This window comes from Arsukibacterium perlucidum DSM 18276 (assembly GCF_000382165.1).
GTDB classification, from domain to species: domain Bacteria; phylum Pseudomonadota; class Gammaproteobacteria; order Enterobacterales; family Alteromonadaceae; genus Alishewanella; species Alishewanella perlucidum.
On sequence record NZ_KB907707.1, the window covers coordinates 21,969 to 34,376 of the forward strand.

12 protein-coding genes are annotated in these 12,408 nt (G+C 49.9%); 8 read left to right on the forward strand and 4 right to left on the reverse strand.

From position 1 onward, the window contains the following. Positions 1-34 precede the first annotated feature (34 nt). Positions 35-1,258: an MFS transporter gene (locus H141_RS19945; RefSeq protein ID WP_019675508.1), complete on the reverse strand. Its 1,224-nt coding sequence runs from the start codon at positions 1,256-1,258 to the stop codon at positions 35-37. Between the two features lie 132 nt (positions 1,259-1,390). Here H141_RS19945 and H141_RS19950 point away from each other — a divergent pair, with 132 nt between their 5' ends. Both H141_RS19950 and H141_RS0106850 read left to right on the forward strand, forming a co-directional pair. Then, a complete protein-coding gene (locus tag H141_RS19950) occupies positions 1,391-2,383 on the forward strand; it encodes an amidoligase family protein (protein ID WP_169337167.1) in 993 nt (330 codons plus the stop codon). Further along, positions 2,368-3,051 carry a gamma-glutamyl-gamma-aminobutyrate hydrolase family protein gene (locus H141_RS0106850; RefSeq protein WP_019675510.1) on the forward strand — a complete coding sequence of 228 codons (684 nt, stop codon included), beginning with the start codon at positions 2,368-2,370 and terminating at the stop codon, positions 3,049-3,051. Before H141_RS19950 ends, H141_RS0106850 begins: the two co-directional genes overlap by 16 nt. A gap of 12 nt (positions 3,052-3,063) precedes the next feature. On the opposite strand, the gene rrtA is transcribed toward H141_RS0106850, so the two are convergent. Next, positions 3,064-3,663, reverse strand: a complete 600-nt coding sequence (rrtA, locus tag H141_RS0106855) for a rhombosortase (RefSeq protein WP_019675511.1) — start codon at positions 3,661-3,663, stop codon at positions 3,064-3,066. A gap of 200 nt (positions 3,664-3,863) precedes the next feature. Between rrtA and ggt the strand changes: the two genes are divergently transcribed. Together ggt and H141_RS0106865 are read left to right on the forward strand one after the other, a co-directional pair. Beyond that, the gene (gene ggt, locus H141_RS0106860; protein WP_019675512.1) at positions 3,864-5,615 is read left to right on the forward strand and encodes a gamma-glutamyltransferase; all 1,752 of its coding nucleotides are present in this window, start codon (positions 3,864-3,866) and stop codon (positions 5,613-5,615) included. A gap of 37 nt (positions 5,616-5,652) precedes the next feature. Continuing rightward, positions 5,653-6,396, forward strand: a complete 744-nt coding sequence (locus tag H141_RS0106865; RefSeq protein WP_026349287.1) for an enoyl-CoA hydratase-related protein — start codon at positions 5,653-5,655, stop codon at positions 6,394-6,396. 34 nt (positions 6,397-6,430) lie between these two features. On the opposite strand, the gene H141_RS0106870 is transcribed toward H141_RS0106865, so the two are convergent. Continuing rightward, positions 6,431-6,877 carry a hypothetical protein gene (locus tag H141_RS0106870; RefSeq protein ID WP_019675514.1) on the reverse strand — a complete coding sequence of 149 codons (447 nt, stop codon included), beginning with the start codon at positions 6,875-6,877 and terminating at the stop codon, positions 6,431-6,433. Between the two features lie 106 nt (positions 6,878-6,983). Then, complete coding sequence (cysK, locus tag H141_RS0106875) at positions 6,984-7,958, reverse strand: cysteine synthase A (protein WP_019675515.1); 975 nt, start codon at positions 7,956-7,958, stop codon at positions 6,984-6,986. Positions 7,959-8,095: 137 nt separating this feature from the next. On the opposite strand from cysK, the gene H141_RS0106880 reads away from it, so the two are divergent. The 4 genes from H141_RS0106880 to H141_RS0106895 all read left to right on the forward strand — a co-directional run bounded on the left by H141_RS0106880 (position 8,096) and on the right by H141_RS0106895 (position 12,358). Next, positions 8,096-8,941 (forward strand): AAA family ATPase, encoded by an 846-nt coding sequence (locus H141_RS0106880; protein ID WP_019675516.1) that lies wholly within the window; start codon positions 8,096-8,098, stop codon positions 8,939-8,941. 235 nt (positions 8,942-9,176) lie between these two features. Next, a complete protein-coding gene (locus tag H141_RS0106885; RefSeq protein WP_019675517.1) occupies positions 9,177-10,346 on the forward strand; it encodes a vWA domain-containing protein in 1,170 nt (389 codons plus the stop codon). A 48-nt stretch (positions 10,347-10,394) separates the two neighbouring features. Continuing rightward, on the forward strand, positions 10,395-11,450 hold the full coding sequence (locus H141_RS0106890) for a sulfite exporter TauE/SafE family protein (protein ID WP_019675518.1): 1,056 nt from the start codon (positions 10,395-10,397) through the stop codon (positions 11,448-11,450). A 47-nt stretch (positions 11,451-11,497) separates the two neighbouring features. Further along, positions 11,498-12,358, forward strand: coding sequence for a bile acid:sodium symporter family protein (locus H141_RS0106895; protein WP_019675519.1), 861 nt, complete (start codon positions 11,498-11,500; stop codon positions 12,356-12,358). Positions 12,359-12,408 lie beyond the last annotated feature (50 nt).

Here is a 12,408-nt window from a genome sequence, read left to right on the forward strand (position 1 = left end):
ACGGGGTTAGCAATGAATTGCAATACACAGCCGTTTAATCATCATTCAGTGCATTGTTAATCATGGTTTGAGTTACCTGAGTCGGAGCCACGGCATTAGAATGTGGCCGTTGGTTGGTTTGGCGCTGGAAACAGTAATAATAAAACGCCAGCACCCCGACAACTGCGGGTAACAGACCGATAAAGTAAAAAAATACTGCATTGCCAAACTTATCCAGTAATACGCCTGATAACAGTAAACCACCAATAGCCCCTAAGCCGTTGGCTCGAATTAGCACACTGCTGGCCGCCACCATTTGGCGTTTTGCCAGATGATCGTTAGTATGGGCGATGGCCATAGAGTATAGCGGTAAAAACAAGGCACCAAATATATAACAGGCCAGAAATAGCTGCCAACCACTGGTGGCGGTAAGTTGAGCCAGCCACCATGCGGCCAGACTGGCCCCAAAACCACAAATCGTCATAATAAGTTTGCGGTCGAATCGATCGGATAACTTGCCCAATTGAAATTGCATACAAAGGCAACCGAAAATAAAGATGGCCATCAGACTGGCGATCTGCAACAGCGGTAAGCCCAGCCGGGAAAAGTAGACCGGGCCAAAACCAAACATCGAGGCATAACCAAACTGCAGAATAAAGCAGCCAAGCACGCCCAGCGGCACCATTTTCAGCAACTGGCGTACCGGCATTTTCTCAGCTTGCTGAAATGTTGGGGCGGGTGTTTTGGTGATAAGCAGCGGAATAACTGCAGCGCTAATCAGCACGGATACCAGCGTAAACTGGATAAAATCACGGGGGTCGCCGACAGTAATTAAGAATTGGCCCAGGCCAATACCACCAAACAGCATCGAGACATAAACTGACAACAGGGTGCCGCGGTTCTGGTTGTCAGCTTTATCATTTATCCAGCTTTCTGCGATAACAAAAATAGCTGAAAAACAGAAGCCAGATAATAGTCTCAGGAAAAACCAGGCATAGGTATTTACCCAGATAGCATGCAACAGAATACTGATAGAGGCCATTGCTGCCAGCGCCGCGAAGGCCCGGATATGTCCGACCCGCATGATCATTTTCGGTGCCCTGATTGAGCCCAGCAAAAAACCAATAAAGTACCCGGCCAGCATCAGGCCGATACTCACACTGGCAAAGCCTTCCAGTTCGGCTCGCAATGCCAACAGGGTATTTTGCAGACCGGTAGTCATGCCAACAATGGCGACGCCAAGAAATAATGGCCAGCTTGAATGAAAAATGGTTTTCAAAACAATCCTTTTCTGAGCAGCTACGGCATTAGTTTAACCTAAACTTGCTGTTATTGCTGCATCAGCCTGGTTATTTGACAAGGCCTGGCCGCTACCTTAGGCTAAATTTAAATAGTTGAACAAGAGGTGTTTTTGTCCAGTCAGCCATTGTTAACAGCCTTACCCTGGCAACGCAGTTTTGCTAATAAACCACGACGTTTTGGGATTGAAATAGAATTCAGCGGTCTGGAGCTGGCTGATGTGCAGCAGCTGGTGGCCAGCCATTTAGCCCTGACTGCTGCAGCCAGCAGCCGTTATCGCTATAAGCTGAGTGGCGATCCCGCCGGAGACTGGATAGTTGAACTGGATTTTCAGCTGTTAACGGCAATGGGCGAACAGAAGATAGACACCGATTCGGTTGCCGATAACCTGCAGGCATCACTGGAGACTATGCTGGCAGCTGCAGCCAAACCTTTGGTGCCGCTGGAACTGGTTAGCCCACCGCTGCCTTATTCCCGCTTACATGACGTTACTGAACTAATCATGTTACTGCATCAGGCGGGAGCGAAGGGCTCTTCGGAATCTTTACAGTATGCCTTTGGTTTGCAACTTAATCCGGAAGTGCCAGCGACCGACGCTGAGACATTACTGGCGATAATCCAGGCTTTTGTTTGTCTGCATGACTGGTTGCGGCAACAGGAGAAAATTGACTTTGTCAGGAGTCTGACTTCTTTTATCGCCCCTTATCCGAAAGCGTATCAACTGAAGATAATTGATGACGCCTACAAACCCAGCCTGGCAGAGCTTATTGAGCATTACCTTGAGTTTAATCCCAGCCGCAACCGGGCATTGGATTGCCTGCCGCTGTTTTTACACTTAGATGAAAAACGGGTGCGGGCGATCACAGATGACGAATTAATTAAAGCAAGACCCACCTTTCATTATCGTTTACCGAGCTGTGAAATCCATCAGGCAGAATGGGGGTTACAACGGGCCTGGACTGGCTGGGCGCAGGTTGAAATGTTGGCGGCTGATCCGGCCAAACTAAAGCGCTGCATTGCGGCATACCGTCAGCAGTTAGCAGATAAGGGGAATAACACCGCAGCCTGGATTAGTGAGGTAGAACAGCAATGGCTAAGCCGGTAATTGCAATAACCGGGCCTGAGCGCGGCGCATTTGGCCCCAGGTTGCTGGTGGCAATTGCGGTTCGCTGGTACGGCGGTATACCTTTACAGCTGCGGCCCTCGAGCACGCTATCAGCCGAACAGTTCGATGGAGTGGTACTAACCGGTGGCCATGATGTTGATCCGGTGCTGTATGCGGCAAAGTCTGAGGTACACCCCAACTATGATCCGGCGCGGGATGAACTGGAAATGGCAGTGATACAGCGCGCTGAAGCGGAGCGTTTACCCTTGTTGGGTATTTGCCGTGGGGCACAGCTACTCAATGTCAGCCGCGGTGGCAGTTTATTGCAGCAACTTACCGCGCAGCGGCAACAGACGTCAAAGCGCTGGACAGTTCTGCCGTTAAAAACGCTGTGTCTGGCAGAGCCCGCTTCTGGATTACAGGCTATTTTGCAGACACCCAAAGCCCGGATAAACAGTTTACACAATCAGGCAATAGACAAATTAGGTGATGGTTTGCGGGTTGTTGGTCGTGATTTAGATAACATTGTCCAGGCAGTCGAAGATCCCAATCGCGATTTTGTCCTTGGCGTGCAATGGCATCCGGAATTTTTAATTTTTATCCGGCGGCAGCGTCACTTGTTCAAAGCAGTGGTAAGCAAAGCCCGGCAGCGTCAGAAGGCTGGTTAAAGTGTGCTGTTGTCAGGCGAGCGGCTTTTTTATCAGCCAGGCTTTAACAGCCAGCAAACCGAACAACAGTGCGCCGCTAATAACACCATACAAATGAGCGTCAATCGCTACCGTTGCACTGATTAACCGGCCTAATTCGGCATCAGGCCCCTGATATTGCTCATAGCCAATTTTTGCCAGAATACCCAGCGTCAGCAAAATACCGCCGGTTTTCCCGGTTTTAATGTCCAGCAGTGCCCCGAAAAATAATAAGCTATGCAGGATCCCGGATAACCCCAGGTACCGCTGGATATCAGGCTGTAACCAGTACAGCAGGCAGCTGATTAACAGTGCACTAAACAGCAATTGCCAGCATAGCGCCAGTTGCCGCTGGTAGCCGGCATGCAGCAACATAATAACCAGCAAACCGCCCGCATTTAACAATAAATGGTAAAAGTTTGAATGTAGCAAATGGCCACTGATTAATCGCCAGAGTTCAGCATTTGCCAGGTCAGCCCTTTGATAAGCAAACAACTGCTGCACTGACTCTGGTAACACAAACATCAACATCGCCAGCAGCAGTACTATGCAAAATGGCGCATAACCACGTTTAAAATCAAATAAAGTCTGCATAACTGCCCGGCTAAGATCTCTTCTATAAGTTCCCTTCAGAGCGCTTATAAAAAATATGGCTAAAAGTAGTGCTATCCCAAACTAATTTGTTGTTGATATCAAGTGGTATTTCGCTTCGTGACGGCATAAGCCGCCGAACATGCTTGATCTGCTGCACGCTTCTGGTTAGGGTGTAAAGCTGCAGCAGGAGAGAGCACGAAATGAAGCTATTATATCTGTTAATAATTAATTTTGGTTTGTTGCTCAGTAGTCACTCTGCTGATGCTAACACGCTGCCACAGCAGGAAACCCGGGAGCCTGAAGCGGCCACCGGCCTGACCGAGCAGCAACTGGTTCGCAGCAAAAAATCGATGGTTGCTGCGGCGCACCCTATAGCGGTAGCGGCTGGCCAGCGTATTCTGGCAAAAGGTGGCAGCGCAATTGATGCCGCTATTACAACTCAACTTATGCTGGGCCTGGTTGAACCACAAAGTTCAGGCATTGGTGGTGGCGCTTTTATTTTACACTGGCATAAAACCAGCCAGCGCCTGACCAGTTTTGATGGCCGCGAACAAGCACCAGCAATGGCAGATGGTAAACTTTTTAGCGAAAACGGTAAAACACTGGACTGGCGGTCTGCATATGTTGGTGGCAAATCTGTTGGGGTACCTGGAGTGCTAAAAGCCCTGGCAATGGCCCATCAACAATATGGCCGCCTGCCGTGGCCGGTTTTGTTTGAAGATGCTATTACTGCCGCTGAACAAGGCTTTGAAGTAACACCGCGGATGGCTAAACATCTGGCCATGGGCTGGAATGAGGGGGTGAAAACCCTGGCGCCGGCAAAAGATTATTTTTATCCCGATGGCCAGGCATTGCCGGCAGGTAAGACAATCACTAATCCGGATTACGGTAAATTACTCAGAGCGATCGCTAAAGAAGGCGTTGCCGCCTTTTATCAGGGTGAAAATGCCGAAGCATTGGTAAAAACTGTGCGCAGCGCTGCAACTAACCCTGGGGTAATATCGCTTGAAGACCTGCGCAATTATCAGGCGGTAGAGCGGGAGGTTTTGTGCCAGGCATATCGGCAGTATCAGGTATGTGGTATGGCGCCACCAAGCTCTGGCGGTATTGCGGTGTTACAAATATTAGGTATTTTGTCGGCATTTGACGTGGCCAAACTGCAGCCTGATTCTGCACAGGCCGTACATTTAATCAGCCAGGCTGCCCGGCTGGCATTTGCCGACAGGGAGCGGTTTGCGGCCGATACAGATTTTAGCCCGGTACCGGTTGCTGGCCTGCTGGACCCGGCCTACTTAGCAAGCCGGGCCAAGCTGATTAATCCCGTCCGTAACTTGGCAGTAGTTGCCGCCGGGCAGCCGGACGGCGCTGAACCGCTGGCAGACGCGAGGGCAGTGGAGTTTGAAAATACCAGTCATTTTTCAGTAGTCGACCAGTACGGCAATGCTGTCAGCATGACGACCAGTATCGAAAATGTGTTTGGTTCTGGCCTGATGGTTAATGGTTATTTGCTAAATAACCAGTTGACCGATTTTAGTTTGCGGGCTGAAGTTGACGGTAAACTGGTCGCAAACCGGGTTGAAGGTGGCAAGCGGCCACGTAGCTCGATGGCACCAATGATGGTGTTTGACCAGGATAACAACCTGAAGCTACTGACTGGCTCACCCGGGGGCAGCCGGATTATTAATTACGTGGCGCAAAACCTGGTGGCAGTGCTTGACTGGCAGTTAAACCTGGAACAGGCGATAAATCTGCCGCGCTTTACCCATCGCAATGATTATCTGGCGTTAGAGGCTGGCACAGCATTGGCTGAATTGGCACCGGTGCTGGAAGCTATGGGCTATCAGGTGCGGGTGCAGGATCTTAATTCTGGCATTCATGCCATTGAACTTAATGCTGCCGGTCTGGAAGGTGTTGCAGATCCCCGGCGGGAAGGCACTGCTGCCGGCCATTAAATTTATAACAGAACCGGTATTAGTATGGGACGCCAACATGACTGTTAACATTAGCCAGAATCCAGAGGGAGTATTGACCCTTACCCTGCATCGGCCAGATAAAAAAAACGCGCTAAGTCTGGCCATGTATAGTCAGCTGACTGAGGCACTGCAGCAAGCCGGGCGTGATCCTGCGGTAAAAGTGGTGGTATTGCAGGGCTCAGCCAGCTGTTTTTCCAGCGGTAATGATCTGCAGGACTTTCTAACCGCAGGCGAGCTGAATGCTCATCATCCGACAGTTGCTTTTCTATATCAGCTTAATGCCTTTACCAAACCAATAGTAGCGGCAGTGGCTGGGCTGGCAATTGGGATCGGTACTACGGCTTTATTACACTGCGATCTAGTTTACGCCGCACCAGGCTGTCGTTTTCAAATGCCGTTCAGTCAGTTGGGCTTATGCCCCGAGGCAGCATCCAGTTTACTCTTGCCGCAGTTGGTGGGTTATCAACGTGCTGCCCAGTATTTGCTGTTGGGTGAGGCTTTTGATACCGATCAGGCTGTGGCCATGGGGTTAGTTAATCAGCAGGTAGCCAGCACAGTATTAATGGCTTTTGCTGCAGATAAAGCATTAGCCCTGGCAAAATTGCCGGCAGCAGCAGTACAACAAAGTAAGGCGTTAATCCGGGGCAAAATAAAACGCGAAGCCGACAAAGTCATTGCGACTGAACTTGAGGTTTTTGGCGAACTGCTAAAAAGTGACGCTTGTCAGCAGCAACTCCAGGGCTTCTTTGCAAAAAAATAAGCTTAGGATATTCCAATCAACCGCCATTAAACCGTTAGTAAGTGGCGGTGCTACTAAAGGGATCGGTTTTTACTTCAGTGACCAGCCATTTGCCACTTTTCTTAACCATACTTACGGTGCGTAAGTTATCAACCTTCTTGCCATCATGCTCGCCACTAAACACCAGGGTAACGTCCGCATCGTCATCGTATTGCTGGCGCAGGTTTTGGCCACTTCGGTTTACTTCGATAGTGACAGTATCATAGGACATATTCATTAAGGTTCTGGCAACCTGACGCGGCGTAACATAAGAATCGAGTAGTGCAGCAAACTCTTCAGTGCTGAGGCTTTTAGCTCTTTCCAGATCTTTTTCATTATATAAAGCGTGAAAAAACTCGGTGGCAATATGCTCAGGGGTACCCCAGTGTGCATTGCTTTTCGGTTTTTCACTGCATGCGCCAAGCAGCAACACACTAATTATTAACGATCCTATTAGTTTCATCAGCAGCCACCTTTAGTAAGCAGTTAAGCAAGCAGTTTGGAAGTTTTTTCAGCATCTGTAAAGGAAAAAGGCCGCAGATGCGGCCTTAAAAACTGCAGAATTATGCTTAGGGCTGCAGTTCCTGCTCAGTAAAAATGTTAGCAAACAACGGGCTGGATAAGTAACGCTCTGCCGCACTGGCCAGAATGACGACAATATTTTTACCAGCGTTTTCCGGCTTGGCAGCCTGACGTTGCGCGGCGACCAGCGCTGCACCTGACGAAATACCTGCCAGAATGCCTTCCTCGCGCATTAGGCGATGGGCGGCGGCTATGGCATCATCACTGCTGACGGTTTCGACTTCATCTATCAGGTCTAAATCCAGGTTGCCAGGAATAAAACCGGCACCAATACCCTGAATTTTATGCGGGCCTGGTTTTAATTCCTCGCCAGCTTTGGCCTGACTAATTACCGGTGACTCTACTGGTTCCACTGCGACACTGTGCAGTGGCAGCTTTTTAACCTGTTTTAAATAACGGCTTACCCCGGTAATGGTACCGCCGGTGCCAACACCGGCGATAAAAATATCTACTTTACCGTCTAAATCGTTATAAATTTCCGGCCCTGTGGTATCAACGTGAATTTGTGGGTTGGCCGGGTTTTCAAATTGTTGTAGTAAAACGTAGCGGTTTGGATCAGACGCCAGGATTTCATGGGCTTTTTCAATAGCGCCTTTCATACCTTTCGGGCCTTCGGTCAGCACTAAGTTAGCGCCCAGGGCTTTTAATAATTTGCGGCGCTCCAGGCTCATGGTTGCCGGCATAGTCAGGGTTAGCTTGTAACCGCGGCTGGCCGCAACGAACGCCAGGGCAATGCCGGTGTTGCCTGAGGTAGGTTCGATAATCTCTTTCTCTGCCGTCAGCACGCCGCGTTTCTCGGCATCCCAGATTAATGCAGCGCCTAAGCGACATTTAACACTGAAACTTGGGTTGCGTGACTCAATTTTAGCGTACACATTGGCACCGCCAGGTACAGTCCGGTTTAATTTGACCAGAGGGGTGCGGCCGATAGACAATGAGTGGTCTGCAAATACGTTTGCCATAAAAAGCTCCAATTACAAAGAATTTGGTTATAAGAATACGCCAGCAGCATAAAAGGTGAAGTAGCGTTTGGCTATAACTTATATCATTTCAATTAATCATAAACTGTAGCCTGAACCAAAGACCGAAGAGGATTAAGATGGCCTTTGCAAGTACCGACAATTATATTGTATCAACTGAACTGGCGCTGGCGGTTAATGCCGCTGTGATCCTGGAGAAGCCGTTACTGATTAAAGGCGAGCCTGGCACTGGTAAAACCCGTCTGGCAGAAGAGTTAGCGCAAAGTTTAGATACACAACTCATTCAGTGGCATGTCAAATCTACCACTAAAGCCCAGCATGGCCTGTATGAATACGATGCCGTGTCGCGGCTGCGTGACAGCCAGTTGGGCAGCGACAAGGTGCAGGATATCAGCAACTATATCCGGCCCGGTAAATTATGGCAGGCTTTTACTGCCGCTAAACGTCCGGTGCTGCTGATTGACGAAATAGATAAGGCCGATATTGAGTTCCCGAACGATTTGCTGCACGAATTGGATCAGATGGCGTTTTATGTACATGAAACCGGCGAGCAAATTCGCGCTATTGACCGGCCGATTGTGATTATTACCTCGAACAATGAAAAAGAGCTGCCTGATGCCTTTTTACGGCGCTGCTTTTTTCATTATATTCGTTTTCCGGATGCCGATACCCTGCGCGCCATTGTGGCGGTGCATTACCCCAATATTCAGCAGCAGCTATTAAGCACCGCACTGGAGATCTTCTTTGAGCTGCGTGAGTTGCCGGGTTTAAAGAAAAAGCCATCAACTTCAGAGTTGCTAGACTGGCTCAAGTTATTGCTGGCCGAAGATATTCCGGCCGAGGTGTTAACCAATAAGCAGCAAAAAGGTGGCCTGATGCCGATGTTTGGTGCCTTGCTTAAAAACGAGCAGGACGTAGCACTGGTAGAAAAACTGGCATTTTTGGCCAAGCGGCAAGGGCGCTGAGAAGTATGTTTTTTTCAGTAGTAACGACTCTGCGATTGAAGTTAGCGAAGGGCCAGAACCTTGTTTCGGTCTGGTTTGCATTCAAGGCTAAGTGCAAAAGAGTTGACCGCAACACTTGCTCTGGCTCGTCGCAGCAACTCGCTACGGCTGGCGCCTGCGCTCAGACACTCTGCGCCGACCAGAACAAGGTTCTGGTCTACTCTTAGGATGCTTTAGTGAGTAACACGAAAGAATTATGCTAATTGATTTCTTTTTCACCCTGCGCAAATACGGCTTAAAAACCAGTATTACCGAACTGCTGGATTTAATAAATGCCTTAAAGCAGCAAGTGATTTTCGCCGATACTGAAGCCTTTTATCAGCTGGCCAGATTATGCCTGGTAAAAGATGAAACCCAGTATGATAAATTCGACCGCGCCTTTGCTGACTATTTCGAGGGCGTGGCCGAGGTGGATATCGCCGCCAGTATTCCGCCCGAGTGGTTAGTGCCAGAAGTACTGCGTAAGTTAAGCGATGAAGATAAGGCCAAGCTGCAGGCGCTCGGCGGCCTGGATAAATTGCTGCAAACCCTGCGTGAGCGCCTAAAAGAGCAGCAAAAAAAGCACGCTGGCGGTAATAAATGGATAGGCACCGGCGGCACCTCGCCGTTTGGCGCTTATGGTTTTAACCCCGAAGGCGTGCGGATTGGCCAGCAGGGCAGTGGTGCCAGGCGTGCGGTAAAAGTATGGGATAAGCGCGAGTTTAAAGACTTAGATACCGACGTTGATCTAAATAACCGCAGTATTAAACTGGCACTTAAACAGCTGCGTAAATTTGCCCGTAGCGGTGCGGAAACTGAGCTGGATTTACACGGCACCATTCAGGCGACCTCAGAACAGGCCGGCTGGTTGGATTTACGCTTTATCCGTGAACGGCACAATGCCATTAAGTTGCTGGTGTTTTTTGATGTCGGTGGCTCAATGGATGACCATGTCGAGCAGTGCCAGAAACTGTTCGCGGCGGTTAAAACCGAGTTTAAACATCTGCAGTTTTTCTACTTTCATAACTGCGTGTATGAAGGGGTGTGGCGTGACAATAAAAGGCGCTATACCGAGCAGGTTAAAGTAGACGATATTATTCATACCTACGGCAGCGACTATAAGCTGATATTTGTTGGCGATGCCACCATGGGCCCCTATGAAATTGAGTATCCGGGTGGCAGTGTCGAGCATTTTAATGAGCTACCGGGTAAGCTGTGGTTAGAGCGTTTACTGGCCCAGTACCCGAAAGCGGTTTGGCTGAACCCCCAGCCAGAGCAGTGGTGGAGCCACTATTATTCTATTGAAATGATTAACAAGATAATGGCCAGCCGAATGCAGCCGTTAACTTTAGACGGGCTGGCCAGGGCAATAAAAATACTGTTGTGAACCGGATCTTATAAGTAGTCAGCAATTTAACTAATCAGGAAGTACAGAATGACTATACACCCACCATTAAAGCAACGGTTGTGGATTTGGTTGCTTTGGTTGGCAGGCTTTTACGCGGTATGGCTGTATTTAGTGGCCGGCCTTGGCTATTGGCCTACTGCTGTGGCGCATTGGCCAATGGCGGTAGCGATGGCCATTGGCAGCTATGCGGCGGGCTCTACGCCAATGGGGGGCGGCACTGTCGGCTTTCCGGTGTTGGTGCTGCTGTTTGAGCTGCCGGCCAGCCTGGGCCGGGATTTCAGTTTTGCCATTCAGTCTATCGGCATGACCAGTGCGGCGATTTTTATTCTGGCACGGCGCCAGCCGCTGGCCTGGGCCACGCTTAAAGGTGCGATGCTTGGAGCCTTATTCGGTACGCCGCTGGGTATTTTCCTGATTGCGCCTTATATTCCTGAGCTGTGGATTAAGCTGCTGTTTGTCGTGGTATGGGCCAGCTTTGGCTTACTGCATTTTTTTCGCTTAAATGAAATTGCCGGCCACACCGGCATGACCGACTTTGACGAGCACTGGGACTTTAAGCTGGGGCTGTGGATTGGTGCGCTGGCTGGCGCTACAGTGGCGGCGGTGACCGGCGTAGGCATTGACATGGTGCTGTATACCGCGTTGGTGCTGCTATGCCGGGCCGATCTGAAAATCGCTATACCAACCTCTGTAGTCATTATGGCTTTTACCTCGGTTTTGGGAGTAGTCGTTAAAACGGTTTCCGGCCAGGGTCTGGCCCCGGGGGTATTTGAGAACTGGCTGGCGGCGGCGCCGGTGGTAGCGATAGGTGCGCCGCTGGGGGTGTTTATTGTCGCTAAAATCGGCCGCAAACCGACGTTATTGGTAGTGGCGACACTTTGCGTTGGTCAGTTTATCTGGACGTTGTATTCAGAGCAGCAGCGACTGGGCATCAGTGGCATGCTTTGGGCCTTACTGGCGGTAGCCGCCTGCCTGGCAGGGTTTGAGCTGCTGCGCCGTTGGGGCGCTATTCTGGTGGGAGAGAAGACAGCCAAAGCCGAAGCAAAAGCTCAGGCAAAAGCACTGGCAGAGCAAGGGAGCTGACTGCCGGTATAACTTAACGTGGTATTTTTAGTAAAACAGGTACGGTGATGTTTAATTCCTTAACCCAGATTGGTTTGCCGTTGGCGCTGATCCTGATTATGACTGGTGTGGGTATGAGCCTGCGTCTGGCCGATTTTAGCCGGGTGTTTGCGGCACCCAGGGGCTTTGTTATCGGTGCCCTGGCCCAGCTGTTGCTGCTGCCAATCGTGGCGATAGCGGTTATTGCTTTGTTTGAGCTCCAGGCAGAGTTGGCAATTGGCTTGTTTATTTTAGCACTGTGCCCGGGCGGTACCACGTCAAATTTATACAGCTATTTAAGTAAAGCTGATGTTGGCTTATCGGTATCGTTAACGGCAGTGGTAGGCTTAATTACACCCTTTACTATTCCGTTACTGGCTTCGTGGGCTATCAGTTTTTATGGTGGCGCTGAATCCAGTCTGCAGTTGCCGGTAATCCAAACCTGGTTAACCCTGATGATTGTCAGTGTATTGCCAGTGCTGGCTGGCATGTTGCTGCGGGCCAAACTTCCGGCGTTTGCCAAAGCGGCAGAGCCGGTGATCAGTAACTTTTCGATTATCGTACTTTTACTGCTTATTATTAGTATTTCTGTCGATTTAGGCGATGATTTATGGCGTTATATTGCCAAAGCGGGCCCGGCGGCAATAACGCTTAATCTGGTGACCATGCTACTGGGTTATCTGCTGGGGAGGTGGCTGCTACAGCAGGAGCGCCAGGCGCGGACGATTTGCCTGGAGGTTGGCTTGCAAAATGGCACCCTGGCCTTGTTAATTACTACCGGTATTTTACAAAGTTCAGCGATGTCGATAGCGCCCAGTGTTTACAGCCTGCTGATGTTTGGCAGTGCCTCTTTGTTCACGCTATGGGCTCGTCGCAACACTCCCGTCTGATTTGGCCCGACCAGTGAGCTTAATTGACTCATCGCTACTATGTTACTTTG

Excerpts from the sequence above, each read along its gene's own strand:
- H141_RS0106850 (WP_019675510.1), top strand. The coding sequence starts at position 2,368 with ATGGCTAAGCCGGTAATTGCAATAACCGGGCCTGAGCGCGGCGCATTT.
- rrtA (WP_019675511.1), bottom strand. The coding sequence starts at position 3,663 with ATGCAGACTTTATTTGATTTTAAACGTGGTTATGCGCCATTTTGCATA.
- ggt (WP_019675512.1), top strand. The coding sequence starts at position 3,864 with ATGAAGCTATTATATCTGTTAATAATTAATTTTGGTTTGTTGCTCAGT.
- H141_RS0106865 (WP_026349287.1), top strand. The coding sequence starts at position 5,653 with ATGACTGTTAACATTAGCCAGAATCCAGAGGGAGTATTGACCCTTACC.
- H141_RS0106870 (WP_019675514.1), bottom strand. The coding sequence starts at position 6,877 with ATGAAACTAATAGGATCGTTAATAATTAGTGTGTTGCTGCTTGGCGCA.
- cysK (WP_019675515.1), bottom strand. The coding sequence starts at position 7,958 with ATGGCAAACGTATTTGCAGACCACTCATTGTCTATCGGCCGCACCCCT.
- H141_RS0106880 (WP_019675516.1), top strand. The coding sequence starts at position 8,096 with ATGGCCTTTGCAAGTACCGACAATTATATTGTATCAACTGAACTGGCG.
- H141_RS0106885 (WP_019675517.1), top strand. The coding sequence starts at position 9,177 with ATGCTAATTGATTTCTTTTTCACCCTGCGCAAATACGGCTTAAAAACC.
- H141_RS0106890 (WP_019675518.1), top strand. The coding sequence starts at position 10,395 with ATGACTATACACCCACCATTAAAGCAACGGTTGTGGATTTGGTTGCTT.
- H141_RS0106895 (WP_019675519.1), top strand. The coding sequence starts at position 11,498 with ATGTTTAATTCCTTAACCCAGATTGGTTTGCCGTTGGCGCTGATCCTG.